Origin of the sequence: Bacillus sp. OV166, from assembly GCF_900177675.1 — a bacterium.
Lineage (GTDB): Bacteria > Bacillota > Bacilli > Bacillales > Cytobacillaceae > Neobacillus.
The window spans coordinates 5,607,217-5,620,455 of record NZ_FXWM01000001.1 but is presented as its reverse complement, the minus strand read 5'-3'; the positions used below and the strand labels follow the sequence as shown (position 1 = coordinate 5,620,455).

General features: G+C 38.7%; 15 protein-coding genes and 1 pseudogene. 11 read left to right on the top strand and 5 right to left on the bottom strand.

Annotated elements, in window-relative coordinates; translation table 11 throughout:
* Positions 1 to 215: 215 nt before the first annotated feature.
* On the bottom strand, positions 216 to 623 hold the full coding sequence (locus tag CCK98_RS27745) for an LAGLIDADG family homing endonuclease (protein ID WP_088089544.1): 408 nt from the start codon (positions 621 to 623) through the stop codon (positions 216 to 218).
* Positions 624 to 781: 158 nt separating this feature from the next.
* The gene (locus tag CCK98_RS27740; RefSeq protein WP_088090564.1) at positions 782 to 1,432 is read right to left on the bottom strand and encodes a spore coat protein; all 651 of its coding nucleotides are present in this window, start codon (positions 1,430 to 1,432) and stop codon (positions 782 to 784) included.
* 196 nt (positions 1,433 to 1,628) lie between these two features.
* Here CCK98_RS27740 and CCK98_RS27735 point away from each other — a divergent pair, with 196 nt between their 5' ends.
* The 3 genes from CCK98_RS27735 to CCK98_RS27725 all read left to right on the top strand — a co-directional run bounded on the left by CCK98_RS27735 (position 1,629) and on the right by CCK98_RS27725 (position 3,742).
* Positions 1,629 to 2,201 (top strand): IMEF encapsulin system ferritin-like cargo protein, encoded by a 573-nt coding sequence (locus tag CCK98_RS27735; RefSeq protein ID WP_088089543.1) that lies wholly within the window; start codon positions 1,629 to 1,631, stop codon positions 2,199 to 2,201.
* A gap of 302 nt (positions 2,202 to 2,503) precedes the next feature.
* Positions 2,504 to 3,352 (top strand): family 1 encapsulin nanocompartment shell protein, encoded by an 849-nt coding sequence (locus tag CCK98_RS27730; RefSeq protein ID WP_088090563.1) that lies wholly within the window; start codon positions 2,504 to 2,506, stop codon positions 3,350 to 3,352.
* 3 nt (positions 3,353 to 3,355) lie between these two features.
* On the top strand, positions 3,356 to 3,742 hold the full coding sequence (locus CCK98_RS27725; protein ID WP_088089542.1) for a 2Fe-2S iron-sulfur cluster-binding protein: 387 nt from the start codon (positions 3,356 to 3,358) through the stop codon (positions 3,740 to 3,742).
* A gap of 41 nt (positions 3,743 to 3,783) precedes the next feature.
* Here CCK98_RS27725 and CCK98_RS27720 read toward each other — a convergent pair whose 3' ends face one another.
* The gene (locus tag CCK98_RS27720; RefSeq protein ID WP_088089541.1) at positions 3,784 to 4,251 is read right to left on the bottom strand and encodes a hypothetical protein; all 468 of its coding nucleotides are present in this window, start codon (positions 4,249 to 4,251) and stop codon (positions 3,784 to 3,786) included.
* 534 nt (positions 4,252 to 4,785) lie between these two features.
* Here CCK98_RS27720 and CCK98_RS27715 point away from each other — a divergent pair.
* The 3 genes from CCK98_RS27715 to CCK98_RS27705 all read left to right on the top strand — a co-directional run bounded on the left by CCK98_RS27715 (position 4,786) and on the right by CCK98_RS27705 (position 7,200).
* A complete protein-coding gene (locus tag CCK98_RS27715; protein ID WP_088089540.1) occupies positions 4,786 to 5,805 on the top strand; it encodes a polysaccharide deacetylase family protein in 1,020 nt (339 codons plus the stop codon).
* 96 nt (positions 5,806 to 5,901) lie between these two features.
* The gene (locus CCK98_RS27710) at positions 5,902 to 6,903 is read left to right on the top strand and encodes an AI-2E family transporter (RefSeq protein WP_088089539.1); all 1,002 of its coding nucleotides are present in this window, start codon (positions 5,902 to 5,904) and stop codon (positions 6,901 to 6,903) included.
* A 63-nt stretch (positions 6,904 to 6,966) separates the two neighbouring features.
* Positions 6,967 to 7,200 (top strand): group-specific protein, encoded by a 234-nt coding sequence (locus CCK98_RS27705; RefSeq protein WP_088089538.1) that lies wholly within the window; start codon positions 6,967 to 6,969, stop codon positions 7,198 to 7,200.
* A gap of 36 nt (positions 7,201 to 7,236) precedes the next feature.
* Here CCK98_RS27705 and CCK98_RS27700 read toward each other — a convergent pair.
* Positions 7,237 to 7,945, bottom strand: a pseudogene (locus CCK98_RS27700) (DNA alkylation repair protein).
* Positions 7,946 to 8,103: 158 nt separating this feature from the next.
* Here CCK98_RS27700 and CCK98_RS27695 point away from each other — a divergent pair.
* Positions 8,104 to 9,078 carry a cation diffusion facilitator family transporter gene (locus CCK98_RS27695; RefSeq protein ID WP_088089537.1) on the top strand — a complete coding sequence of 325 codons (975 nt, stop codon included), beginning with the start codon at positions 8,104 to 8,106 and terminating at the stop codon, positions 9,076 to 9,078.
* 184 nt (positions 9,079 to 9,262) lie between these two features.
* Here the strand turns inward: CCK98_RS27695 and CCK98_RS27685 are convergent, their stop codons facing one another.
* Positions 9,263 to 9,775, bottom strand: coding sequence for an acyl-CoA thioesterase (locus tag CCK98_RS27685; RefSeq protein ID WP_088089535.1), 513 nt, complete (start codon positions 9,773 to 9,775; stop codon positions 9,263 to 9,265).
* Positions 9,776 to 9,902: 127 nt separating this feature from the next.
* Between CCK98_RS27685 and nadE the strand changes: the two genes are divergently transcribed.
* From nadE to CCK98_RS27665, 4 genes are all read left to right on the top strand, one after another.
* A complete protein-coding gene (gene nadE, locus CCK98_RS27680) occupies positions 9,903 to 10,724 on the top strand; it encodes an ammonia-dependent NAD(+) synthetase (RefSeq protein ID WP_088089534.1) in 822 nt (273 codons plus the stop codon).
* A 160-nt stretch (positions 10,725 to 10,884) separates the two neighbouring features.
* On the top strand, positions 10,885 to 11,715 hold the full coding sequence (locus tag CCK98_RS27675) for an amino acid ABC transporter substrate-binding protein (RefSeq protein ID WP_306298972.1): 831 nt from the start codon (positions 10,885 to 10,887) through the stop codon (positions 11,713 to 11,715).
* Positions 11,702 to 12,400, top strand: a complete 699-nt coding sequence (locus tag CCK98_RS27670) for an amino acid ABC transporter permease (RefSeq protein ID WP_088089533.1) — start codon at positions 11,702 to 11,704, stop codon at positions 12,398 to 12,400. The genes CCK98_RS27675 and CCK98_RS27670 overlap by 14 nt, the downstream gene beginning before the upstream one ends.
* A gap of 15 nt (positions 12,401 to 12,415) precedes the next feature.
* Positions 12,416 to 13,150 (top strand): amino acid ABC transporter ATP-binding protein, encoded by a 735-nt coding sequence (locus CCK98_RS27665; RefSeq protein ID WP_088089532.1) that lies wholly within the window; start codon positions 12,416 to 12,418, stop codon positions 13,148 to 13,150.
* The last annotated feature ends 89 nt before the right edge of the window (positions 13,151 to 13,239 follow it).

The following is a 13,239-nucleotide window of genomic DNA, read 5'->3' as shown; positions in this document are numbered from 1 at the left end:
GTGTATCGACTTATAGGCTGCCATGTATATGGTAGTACTAGGATGCGAAATTCATACCTTGAAGAGGTAAATTTATATTTCGCATAAGACGCCGGAGGACCTGTTTGAAGACAGGTTCAAGATATAGTCAGTGCCATGTCGAAAGCATGGAAGAGCACGTCCCACCGTCTCCACTACATAGTGGAAAGAAAGGCCAGCAGAGATGCTGGTCTTTTTTATATTCTAAAAAAGTTGTCTTCAAATGCAATCTTCTTTGTTAATAATAAAGAATTATATTTTCCATTTCGGGGAGTAACCTTTTCATAATTTTCGAGTATCCATAGAGCACGCTTTCTTTTTTTATCCACCCGAAGATAGGGTGATATTTTTTTTAAAAGAGTAACAACTGAATCTTTTTTCTTTATAGTTAGAGTATAAGAATCCTTATGCCGTTCAGGGTTATAGTTTTTTTTACTATTAATAGTTCCATCGGTTAAAGAACGAATATACACTAAAAGTTCCTTATCTGTTGAAGCATCTGTAATACAAGGCCGTCGATTTTCATTTTCATGCATTCTAGTTAATGTAATAGACCCTTCTCCATCAATAATCCCAGCAATATAGGCGGCTTCCCATGATTCCATCTACACTCCTCCTAAGGTTCGTTCTAAATCACAATAACGAAACGTATGTTCTGTAATTATTTTACTATCTAAATAAGCGCTTTTCAAATTTTAAATAAACAAGCTATCCTAGAAAATAGGATAGCTTGCAATTACTTCACTCATTAATAAAAAAGCTTTTAATGATTCATATTTGCATTCATGTTCATATTGTTAGTTTGCGGCATTCCTTGTGCAGGAGCGAAAGCATTAAGCAATTGATTCATATCCTGCTCGGCAAGCTGAGGTACTTGATAGTAATGATGTTTATTTTGATAAATTGAGATTTCATAGGCCATTTCAATGCAATTCGGAACAGAGGCAGCTAGCACACGACGGACAACTGGATTCGTAACTTCTAAAGCTGCCATAGTCTTCATGGATGCACCTGATTTTACACATCCAAGCATCATGCTGGAAATACATTCATCAGTAAGCTCAGAAATGGATTGTAACGGCTTTTTCGGCTGGGCTGGTTTTAGCCCATAAACAAAGTCATTTCCTTGGTTCATTTTATAGCTTTGGGTTCGTTTTGAAGGATCTTGTCCCGATTTGAAACATTCTAAAGTAATGTTATATTCATCCTGCATAAATTGATATTGGCGATCCAGAATATCAAGTAATTCTGGGTCTTTTACATGTTGGCGTAACATCATGTATTGGTCTAATGTCCCTATTGCTCCTGATAGTACCTCATGGACATCGAACACTTCATGGCCGCCGTGATTTAATTGTTGAGGTATATTCCCTGTATGCATGTTTTGGTGCATTTGTCCCTGTTGGTTTTGCATCATTTTTTATCTCCTCCTTAAGGTATTGGTATAACCATATTATTATGTTTCATAGAAGAAGGGTTATTCTCGTAAATACACTTATTTAGCGGTCACATGATTGTTACAAAACGCAAACTAATTAAAGCTAAATAGGTATTAAAAGCCCACGCTAGGGTCAATAATGACAGTAGTTGAGGAACTAGGGGTGCTTAATATGAAAGAGGAATTAAAGATTTTTTATCAAATTTTTACGACAACCAAAGATGCGATTGAAAAATTTATGAATATGTTGGATCCGGTCATTCAGAACGCTACCGATGACCATGAACGACTATATTATCATCATATTTTTGAAGAAGAGGAGCAGCGGCTTTCCCGATTAGTAGAGCTGATTCCGCTGATCAGTAAATTTGAAAAGGAAAAAGACGAGAAAGATTTTGCGCCGACCAATAATGAATTTAATCGGCTCTTGCAAGAGTTGAACCTCGAAAAATTCGGGTTACATAATTTTGTAGAACATCTCGATTTAGCCCTGTTTCGCTTTACCGATGAGGAACGCAGCACGATGCTGAACCAATTACGGGAAGTCTCCTACAGGGATTATCAGCAAGTAAAGGCGATGTTACTGGAGATTAATAAACGTTTCGATAATGACTACATAGACCCGCATGCCCATCATGATCACGATCATGACCACTTAGACCGGTCTGGTACAACATCGGCTGCTGCCCCAGTCGTGTCTTCAGCTAAATATAAAAAGGGGTTTACTGTTGGGAGCTTAATTTAGGCAGTACTTACATAAGTAAATAGACTCAAACTCATACGATTTATGATGTTTGGCGGAATAAGTTTAGAACTTGGCGGAATCTCGAACAATTTTGGCGGAATCCCAGCTCAAATCGGCGGAATAAACTCCGAAATCGGCGGAATCCCGCTAGGTTCCAAGTGCCAAAGCTGCGAATGACGGAATCCTTTTTAAAGTTTGGCGGAATCTCCGCTCAAATCGGCGGAATAAATCCCAGTCTCAGCGGAATCCACACCAACAGAACCAACCTAAAAATAAATACAAAAAGAAGAGAGGATCGAAACATGAACAAATCGCAATTATTTCCGGATTCACCGATAACAGACCAAGAATTCGCCCAATTAGACAAAACGGTCATCGAAACAGCACGCAGACAGTTGATAGGCCGTCGTTTTATCGAACTTTATGGCCCGCTCGGACGAGGTATGCAAAGCATCTCAAATGACATCTTTATCGAAAACCAAGAAGCGAAAATGGACTTCCAGGGATCTTTTGATACCACATTCGAAACAAGTAAACGTGTAAACCATACGATTCCTTTACTCTACAAAGATTTCATCCTATATTGGCGCGATATAGAACAAACCAAGGTACTCGATATTCCAATAGATTTCTCACCAGCTGCAAATGCTGCCCGAGACGTCGCTAATCTGGAAGACCAGATGATTTTTCACGGAGCAAAAGAATTTGATATCCCTGGAATAATGAATGTCCAAGGACGGCTGACGCACTTGATTGGGGAATGGTATGAATCAGGAACTGCATTTCAGGATATTGTCGATGCAAGGAATAAACTGCTCGAAATGAACCATCATGGACCGTTTGCACTTGTCCTAGCACCAGAGCTTTATTCGCTCATACATCGTGTCCATAAAGATACCAATGTCTTAGAAATTGAACATATTCGTGAGCTTGTGACAGATGGCGTGTTCCAATCACCAGTTTTAAAAGGGAAAACAGGAGTGATTCTTAATACAGGGCGAAATAACTTGGATCTTGCCGTATCAGAGGATTTTGATACAGCCTACATGGGCCAAGAAGGGATGAATCATCCATTCCGTGTATATGAAACTGTAGTATTAAGAATCAAGCGACCTGGGGCAATTTGCACATTAGAGTCAATAGGGGATTAACGCGTGAACAAACGAGTTTTTACGGTTGGCTCACTCATTCCGGGTTCATTGGCGCCTGTTCTGAACCCACCCGCAAGTACCCTTTTTGAAAAAGAAGAACCAAAACAGCAATCCGATGCGATTAGGGAAGAACCTCACTCTGAAAAAATAATCGTGCTCCAAGGCGAGAATAAATTCGAAATAACACCTGCTAATGGGAAGTTGCTTGATGTCGCTCTAAACCAAAGGAAGCCCATCAAGTACAAATGCCGTAAAGGAACCTGCGGACAATGTATCGTACAGATCCTGCAAGGTCCAGGATTATCGAAGCCAAATGAACAAGAGCAAATTAAGCTAGGGAACGAATTAAACAATGGCTATCGATTGGCTTGCCAAACGGACATCCTATAAATAGCAAAACGCGGTCCAGCACAAGGCGGACCGCGTTTTTATTAAGCAAATAATTGAACTAATTTATCTTCCACAGGGAATGGAAGCGAAACATTATGGTTTTTCAATTCTTTTACACTAATATCACGCACAAGTTTCAGCGCTTCTTTTTTAAATGAACTCGTAACGAAACCTTCATTCACTTCACATAACTTTTGTAAATATTTCAATGTATCGTGCAACAGATATTGTTTAATATAAGTATTATTGAGCTGACAAATTAATTTGTGCTGCAAGCCTTTAATAACAGCAATTTGATCGACATGTACGATGACATTTGCGCCATCTTGGTCGATGAAACCAACAGAAACATAATGACCTTTTGAGATATCAACATTAGTAAACACAGGGTTTAAATAGGTTTCACCAGATGATAACCGAATCGAATCAGCCTCAGCCGCACCGCCGATTTTACGTTGATTTGAAATAACCGTGTGAATATCCTTCAACCCATATAGCATGTTAAACATGTTGTATCCCCCTCCAATATAATCTCTATAAGGTAATATTATAGATAATGAGAATCATTGTCAATGGGTGTCAGGCACCAAATTGTGGAGGTTGTTTGAACAAAAAAATGAGTGAACGTTCTTCTAAATGATGACAGATTGCCCTTCCAAAGAAATGCAAAACCTCTTGTAACAACATCACCATTCCTTAAACAAAGACCCAATTCTCCTTGAAGAATTGGGCTTTTTGTCTTTTCCGAACTTAAGTACTTATTGCCTTGACCTAATATAAGGTAATATTCCGTCATAAATGCAGTGGCGAGTGAGAGAGCAGTAAGTGAAAATCAACATATACAGCTTAAGACTACCCATCTTCATTCCTGAGGTTAGCAAAAATAAAATAGTAACAGTTAAAATGCATGTATTTAGCTTGTTTTATGCCGATATGCACCTTTTATTAATATTGTAATATTTTCATAGTTTGGTAACACTTTGGTTAAAATTTCGTCTATAATGGAGAAAGAAAAATAATAAACATCAAAGAGGGATTGATCGATGGGGAATCTTAAAAGCGGTTGGTCGAAGGGGACTTTAATTGCTGTCATTGCCGTTGTTTTTTTGTTTACAGGGATATTTGTTAGTAATTATTTTCAAGCAAAAGCTGCAGGCGATGAATCTAAAAATCATCAAAAAAATAAAGATACTAATCTACCTGTGAAAAAAAATGTGTCAGCGGAGATGATTGTACGGAACACAAACGATTTAAAATTGGAAAAAGAATTAATAAGAAAGCAACAAGACAAAGCCGTGATATGGAGTAATCAGCAAGAACGAGAGACTAGTAAGGTGCCAAACAATCATACTACAAATAAAGCTGTGGCACACCCCACCACAAAAGATAAAACTACTTCTCAACCACCGACAAAGGAATCCATTGCAGCTCCGTCTAAACCAAAAAATACACAACCAAGAAATAGTGGTAAGAAAATTGTCTATTTAACATTTGATGATGGTCCAGCAGCTTTTTCCGATAAGATTATTGCGCTTCTTGAAAAGTATCAATTTAAAGCAACATTCTTTATGATTGACGGGAATATAAAGAGATATCCTGAAGCGGTTAAATTAATGACCAAGACAGGTGAAACGGTTGGACTACATAGTGTATCTCACAGTCAAAAGAAATTTTATAAATCTAAAGAATCGGTGCTTAGTGAATTAACCCAAAACCGTAACACCTTAAAGGAAGTGTCAGGTGTCGATTCTTTTATTATGAGAACGCCCTATGGCAGCGTACCAAACATGACAGACGAGTATAAAAAGGCCGTCAAGGAAAATGGGTATTTAATGTGGGACTGGAATATTGATAGTAAGGATTGGTACTATAAGGATAAACGCTATGTCAACAGCGTTATCGACCAAATAAACCAGAAGAAAGACCATAATGGACCGCTAGTTATCCTTTTACATGAGCGAAAGGAAACTCTTGCTTATTTGCCGTTACTTCTAGACTATTTAAAGAAACAAGGCTTTGAAGGTAAACCAATTGAAAATACTACTACTCCAATCCAATTTTGAGATAAGACAAATATCTGCAGATTTGGTAAACTAACCGTATATTAAAAATTCTTTCATGTGATTTATAGTGAATATAATGGGGATCGATAATGGCCTATGATGAATAAACTATTGCAGAGCACCGGTTTCAAGAGAATATCAATTTTTGTCTTAATTGCCATTGCTATTTATGCAATGAAGTCAATGATTAATCTAATCTTACTTACGTTCATACTTACTTTTTTAATGGATCGGTTAGTCCAATTCATTGAAAGGAAAATTCCGCTTAACCGAAAGTTAATTGTTGTGATATCTTATGCGAGTATTGTCGGTTTGCTTTCTTATGGATTGGTCATGTATCTTCCAATGATTGCAGGCGAAATTACCGCATTAATCAAGCAATTAACCGCCTTTTATACAACTAAGCATGATAATATTGTACTGAATTATATAATGAGTCGAATGGAAGAAATAAAAATCTCAAGCTATTTAGAGCAAGGCTTTACCTTTGTATTTAAATATTTTACTGATATTAGTAAAATTGGTTTGCAAATTTTATTGGCTCTGTTAATGAGTTTGTTCTTCCTGTTGGAAAAGCCGCGTTTGATTGCCTTTACAAAGAAATTTAGAACCAGTAAAGTTTCACCCATTTATAGTGAAATTGAATTTTTTGGACGAAAATTTGTTGGAACGTTTGGTAAAGTGATTGAAGCCCAACTAATCATTGCTGTTGTGAACTGTATTTTGACAACCATCTCCTTATGGATCCTGGATTTCCCACAGCTTGGCGGGTTATCCATCTTGATTTTTATTTTGGGTCTTATTCCTGTTGCAGGTGTGATTATTTCATTAATTCCGCTTGCAATTATTGCCTATAGTATTGGCGGTTTGATCAAAGTCCTTTATGTCGGCATTGCCATTATGATTATTCATGGTATTGAGGCGTATATTCTCAATCCAAATTTAATGAGTTCAAAAACAAACCTTCCAGTTTTCTATACATTCATTGTCTTGATATTCTCCGAGCACTTTTTTGGTGTTTGGGGATTGATTGTCGGAATTCCCGTCTTTGTGTTCCTTTTGGATGTACTAGAAGTGACTGAGAATAAGAAGGCATAAAAAAAGCCCATTTTTGGGCTTTTTTGTTTATACTAAGTGTATTAACTGTTAGGAGGAGACTTTATGAGCGAATGCAAGCTAGACCATACCCATGAAGATGTAAAAAGTAAATACGTATCTCTTGCTGCTTTTTTGCCTGAAGATATGAAGCCATTATTTAATCAATTCTTTGAAAAAGAGCATACACAGGACCTTTTAAACGAGGTATTCCATTTGCTAAAAAAATACGATTTAGCTCCAGAAGATGAACAAGCTCACAGGAACAACCGCTTATATATGGTCCTTAAGAACGTATAATTAATAAGGGTGCCCCAATAATTGGGGTCCCTTATATTAACAAATACATGTTTTTCTTTTGACGCCAATTTTATCGCGGAGTTCGATTTTTTTTATATAATCAGTTGCTAATGGCACTTTACAAGCTGTTTGGCCGACATTCACATGAACCTTGCCGATTTTTTCAGCTACCTTGATTGCCTCTTCATGTAGAGCAGTTAAATAGGCACCGGTACTTATGACAAATCCATTCATTACATAGCGGACCCGGTTTTTTTCTTCATGAATAGTTGTTTCCACCTGATGGAGTAGGTTGCGAATTTCCTCGATGTCGAGCTTTTCGTCAGGAGTGATCGACAAATAATTGGCATACGTATTCCATCCGCAGACGGCAACCATTTCTTTTTCGGATTTTATCCATTCTCTTGCCAACTCAAGGGCAAAGTTACTTTCCGCCGCCACTCCGGCCACCGTATATTCTGCAAGCATATACCAATTTGCTTGATTAACCCACTCTTGAAGTGTCTCCTTTTTCCATCAATTTTGGATTCACAGAAAGTCCCGCTAAATACATGGCATCATGATTGCCGGTGTTATATAACGCTAGCGCTAATTCTTGATCCTTTTTCACATACTTCACTAGCTTTTTTAAATCGCCGACCTTTACCCCAAAGAAAGTTCCCTGTACGCCGTGATTGATAAAGGTTTTCTTTGTTTGTTCCGACCCCAGTTCAGCAAGTTTCCACATGATTTCATCTAATGTCATTCTCTATCCTTCAAATATACTCATCATTTCTCTTATTTTATCATCTTTTTGGAAGAGTTTCCTTTTGTTGTCATTGTTAATCAAAGTTATTTATAATGAAATGAGTTGTTTTTGAAAATATTAAGAAAAGCAAAGTTTAACAAAGAAAAGAGGATATGATGGGCGAACTACTGCATTTATTAAAACGTGGTAATAAATCTGCCATGCTGGCGGCAATAATTAATACGATCATTTCAATTATAAAAGGTGTTGCTTTTATGTTTACAGGCAATGTGGCGATGTTCGCTGAAACGATGCACAGCCTCGGTGATGCTGCGAACCAGTTCTTTGTGTTTATCGGCTCCGCCTTAAGTAAGAAGGCACCGACTGAAAAATATCCAAATGGGTTCGGGCGCTTAGTGAATCTTGTTCTTTTGGGTGCTGTGTTAATTGTCGGAATTATGGCATTTGAAACCATAAAAGAAGGCTACCACCATGTTGTACATCCTACAGAGTCGGGCGGTTTTATCATTAATTTAGTAGTTTTAGCCGTTGCGACGCTTCTTGAAACGTTTGTTTTATTTAAAGCAATGAAAGAGATTTTACATGAAATTGAGATTGAAGCAATTGGGTTTCAAATTTTTACTAAAAGCTTTGCCAATATGGGTAGAGCTAAACCTGCGACAAAGCTCGTTTTCATGGAAGACCTTGTTGCAACCTTGGGCGGCTTGTTAGCGATTATTGCAGTCGTCATTTCTCACTTCACTTCATTCCATCAAATAGAGGGTTTGGCCTCGATGCTTATTGGTGGGATGATGCTCTTTGTTGTTGGAAGAGTCTTTTTGGATAATGCGGCAGGAGTCCTTGGTCAAGCAGATGAAGAGATGGAGAATAAAATCGGCACTCTTGTTATGGAGGACCCTGATGTCAAAGATGTTCAAGGGATAACTGTTATTAAAGAGGGAGAGGACCTGCATGTGGAGTTAGAAATCGAGGTCGATCCAAAATTAACGGTGGCCGCGGCTGATAATATTAAAGACCGTTTACACGAAAAGATTATGGCAGAAAAAGGTGTCGTCGATGTCACCATTGAGATTGATGAAGAAGATGGCGTAATGAGTTGGAAGGCGCGCAGTGAATCAGTTGTAGATTAGTACATTTTAGATATTTTGGTGTATTCCTCTAAAGGGTTTGATCTAATGGTCGATCGTGGCTGGGCCCCGCTGCTTCCTAATGCACCAAGTCGAAGGGATCTACAGAAATTAAAAGGTTCGCGAATTTCGCGAACCTTTTCTATGCTTTTTTTTCTATTGTCTAGCCCCAGCGCTTCCGCTGTTCTTATTCCCAAGGCTTATGTATAGTCAGTACACTTGCCAGCTCTTTACTGCTTTTTCTGTGTTCTTTCCGCTTTTCGGCTCTTTCTTTTCCTGTTTCAAATAGTTTTTTCTCTTCTTCGGTTTCAGGGATGATTCCTGGAACCTTTGTCGGTTTTCCATTGTCATCCAATGCAACAAACGTTAAAAAGGCAGTTACGGCAATTTTTCTATCCCCGGACATCAGGTTCTCCGCAATTACTTTGACGAAAATCTCCATGGAAGAAGATCCTGTTGACGAGACAAACGTTTCAATACAAACTGAATCCTTCGGTGTAATTGGACTAAGGAAGTCGACCGAATCAATTGAAGCAGTGACACATTCCGCTCTGGAATGCCTTACTGCCGAAATAGAGGCAATCATATCAATATCACTGATTAACTTTCCGCCGAACAAGGTATTATGGTTATTTACATCATTAGGAAAAATCCGACTCGTTCTCACGACTCGAGATTCATTACACGTTTTTGCTTCCATCCAATCCCTCCAAGAACTATTTATTATAATTTACCCCAATCACTAACTTTCTTGTAGTTTTTAGTGAATTAGAGATATTTATGGTACATTATTTAATATATCAATTGTGAGTCAGGAGGAACAATAAATGAGTTTGCAAGCACAGATCATGAAGGAGTTAAACATAAGTCCGACCATTCAACCGCAAGAAGAAATTCGGAAACGAATTGATTTTTTGAAAAATTACATAATCAAAACAAAGGCAAAGGGCTATGTTTTAGGGATTAGCGGCGGTCAAGACTCTACTCTTGCAGGCCGCCTCGCTCAACTGGCAGTTGAGGAGTTGCGCAACGAAGGACTGGATGCCTTGTTTATCGCTGTTCGTCTCCCTTACGGTGTCCAGCAAGATGAGGAAGATGCTAAGCGTTCATTAGCCTTTATCCGTGCAGATCGTGAGACAGTCTTTAATATCAAAACAGCCGTTGATGATGTACAAAAGGAATATGATACAAGTTATCAAGGGGCACCTTTAAGTGATTATCAAAAAGGAAATGTAAAAGCTAGGATGAGGATGATTGCTCAATATGCAATCGGGGGCATGGAGGGACTGCTTGTTATTGGAACTGACCATGCAGCAGAAGCAGTCACGGGTTTCTATACGAAGTATGGCGATGGCGGGGCTGACATCCTTCCGCTCAGCGGCTTAACCAAGCGGCAGGGGAAAGCCTTGTTAAAAGAGCTCGGTGCGGATGAACGTTTATATTTAAAAATACCTACCGCAGACTTACTGGACCAAAAGCCTGGACAGGCCGACGAAACAGAGTTAGGGATTACATATGATGAACTCGATGATTATCTGGAAGGAAAACCAGTTTCAAAAGAAGTCGCAGAGAAAATTGAACAGCGTTATCTTATGACAGAACATAAACGCCAACTACCAACCACCATGTTTGACGAGTGGTGGAAATAAAAATAGCTACCTATCATAAGAAACATATCTGATAGGTTTTTATTTTATAAAAAAGGGTAAAATAATTTTAATTTCGTTCACATCTTTTCCTTTGACAGAAGCGAATCTGTGTAATATGATTAAATCCGATAAAAACAATCAGAATTAGGGGGTTTCACCAGTGAAAAAACTTACTATTATTTTTGCACTCTTATTAAGCTTTATGTTTGTACTAGCAGCATGCGGCAAGGATAATGCCGATAAAGATAATAAAAAAACTGATAACAAAACTGCTGAAAAAGCAGATAATGATTTATTGAAAAAGGTAAAAGATGAAGGAACACTTTTAATTGGAACAGAAGGTACATATCCTCCATTCACTTTCCATGATACTAGTGGCAATCTAACTGGATTTGATGTGGATCTTGCGACTGAGGTGGCTAAACGTATCGGGGTTAAACCTGAATTTAAAGAAACCCAGTGGGATGCGATGTTTGCTGGATTAGATGCGAAGCGTTTTGATATAATTGCTAACGAAGTTGGGATTCGTCCAGACCGTCAGGAAAAGTATGATTTCTCAGACCCATATATTACTTCAGCAGGTGTCCTGATTGCTCATAAAGATAATGATAAGGTTAAAGCATTTGAAGATATTAAAGGATTAAATGCAGCTCAATCGATGACAAGTAACTACGCAGATATGGCAAAGAAATATGGTGCTAAGATTGTTGGAGTGGATGGTTTCCAGCAAGCAGTTGAGCTCCTTGCTCAAAAACGTGTGGATGTGACCATTAACGATAAGCTTTCATTTTTAGACTATAAAAAGCAAAAGCCAGATGCGCCAATCAAGGTTGTTGCAACCGCAAATGATGCTTCTTCAAGCGGCTTTATGTTTAGAAAGAAAAGTGACACACTTGTTGACGAAGTGAATAAAGCGCTAAAAGATATCGTCGACGATGGTACTTACAAAAAAATCTCTGAGAAATGGTTTGGTGAAGATGTACTTAAATAGTATTTTTGCTGACCCAGAAAGAACGGCAAGATTAATCGATATTGCAAAAACTTCCCTCCAGCCACTGCTGGAGGGTGCTATTATGAATACCATTCCATTAACAATCATTTCGTTTATCATTGGGATTATTCTGGCGGTGTTAACGGCTCTTGCCCGAATTTCTCAGGTTAAATTCTTTCAAGGGATTGCCAGATTTTATGTTTCGGCGATTCGCGGAACACCATTGCTTGTTCAGTTATTCATTATTTTTTATGGACTTCCGAATATCGGAGTTACCTTAGATCCATTTATATCCGCGGTGATTGGTTTTTCTCTAAGTGTTGGGGCCTATGCTTCAGAAATCATTCGAGCAGCGATTATCTCCATTCCTAAGGGCCAGTGGGAAGCCGGTTATTCGATTGGAATGACCTATACCCAGGCGTTAAAAAGAATCATTCTTCCGCAGGCAGCAAGAGTATCCATACCGCCATTATCGAATTCATTTATTAGTCTTGTAAAAGACACTTCTCTTGCGTCAGTTGTTCTTGTAACAGAGATGTTTCGCCGGGCCCAAGAAATTGCTTCAACAACCTATGAATTTCTATTGGTATACGTAGAGGCAGCGCTTCTTTATTGGGTCATTTGCTTTTTCCTTTCGATCTTGCAAGGATACTTGGAAAAGAGAATGGACCGGTACACGTCTTAATGAGGGAGTTTTACGATGATTTCAATTAAAGGATTATATAAGCAATTTGGTCAGTTAGAGGTGTTAAAAGGGATTGACCTCGTCGTTGAAAAAGGAAAAGTGGTCGTTGTCATCGGTCCATCGGGATCCGGTAAGACAACGATGCTCCGCTGTTTGAATGTGTTGGAAACTCCGACAAAAGGTGTCATTTCCATCGAAGGTCAAAGTTTAGATTTTTCTAAAGCTGTACCTAAAAAACAAATTGCCTCGTTTCGGCGCCTAACCGGAATGGTTTTTCAAAGTTATAATCTCTTTCCTCACAAAACAGCTCTTCAGAATGTCATGGAGGGACCAATCATTGTAAAAGGAGAGGGGAAAGAAGCTGCAAGGAAAAAAGCACAAGCATTACTTGAGAAAGTGGGCCTTGGTGATAAAATTGATTACTTTCCCGCCCAGCTCTCCGGTGGTCAGCAGCAGCGTGTCGGCATTGCCCGGGCACTAGCAATGGAACCAGAGGTAATGCTCTTTGATGAGCCGACGTCCGCACTTGATCCTGAACTGGTTGGTGAAGTATTGAAGGTCATGAAGGACCTTGCTAGGGAGGGAATGACGATGATCGTTGTTACCCATGAAATGCGCTTTGCCCGCGAAGCGGCCGATGAAGTCATTTTCATGGACCAAGGTGTGATTGTCGAGAGGAACAAGCCAGAAGAAATTTTCACCAATCCAAAAGAAGAACGAACAAGGAAGTTCTTGAATATGATTCAATAAGGTGTTGTAGCCATGTGCTATGGCACTTTTTTATTTTTAAGTGAAAATGTTCATAGATTCTTCTTAATAGCACTGCAGGATTTCGACAA